This is a genomic window from Streptomyces sp. ID05-39B, assembly GCF_033794725.1.
Taxonomy (GTDB): domain Bacteria; phylum Actinomycetota; class Actinomycetes; order Streptomycetales; family Streptomycetaceae; genus Streptomyces; species Streptomyces bobili.
Genome location: NZ_JARGEF010000554.1, coordinates 1 through 638, shown reverse-complemented (window position 1 = coordinate 638; position 638 = coordinate 1). Strand labels below are relative to the sequence as shown.

Annotated in this window: 1 protein-coding gene and 1 pseudogene; both read left to right on the top strand. The window is 74.5% G+C overall.

All coding sequences use genetic code 11. The annotated features are described in order from the left end of the window. Positions 1-246, top strand: a 246-nt coding sequence (locus tag P1P75_RS41865; protein WP_319265356.1) for a helix-hairpin-helix domain-containing protein, incomplete at its 5' end; no start/stop codon positions are given. Positions 247-392: 146 nt separating this feature from the next. Next, positions 393-638: pseudogene (locus tag P1P75_RS41860) on the top strand (hypothetical protein); the annotation flags it as partial.

The following is a 638-nucleotide window of genomic DNA, read 5'->3' as shown; positions in this document are numbered from 1 at the left end:
GGACCCACTCCCGGCAGCGTGTCGAGCTGGTCCGCGGTGGGCGGGGGGCCGCCAACTCCGGTCTCCCTCAACACGGCCACCGCGGACCAGCTCGACACGCTGCCGGGAGTGGGTCCCGTGCTGGCGCAGCACATCGTCAACTACAGGACGCAGCATGGTGGCTTCCGTTCCGTCGACGAACTGCGTGAGGTCAACGGCATCGGCGAGCGACGATTCTCCGATCTGCGCGATCTGGTGCGGCCATGAGGGGCGAGGGAGCTTCGGAGGATGGGGCCCGGCCGGCGGATCCGGTGGTGGGCGGGGCTGTCGCGGCGGACGGGAGTGTGACGGTGACCGGGGCCGGGCCAGGAACGCCGGCCGGGGCCGATGCCCCACCACGTGCGCGCCGAGCCGTGCACGCGGCTTCCGGGAGTCGGCTCGGGGCTTCCCACCCGCGTCGGGAAGGGCCGGTCGATCTGCGGCTCGTGCCCCCCGCGCTCGCGGCCTGGGCCACGGCGGCGGTGATGCTGGACGCCTCCCCCCAGTTGGTGGGTGGCCTGGCACTCGGCTGCGTGCTCGTGGCCGGGGTGCTCCTGGGCGGCCGGCGGAGCCGGGCACGAGCACGCAGCCGAGTGCCAGGCCACCCACCAACTGGGGGG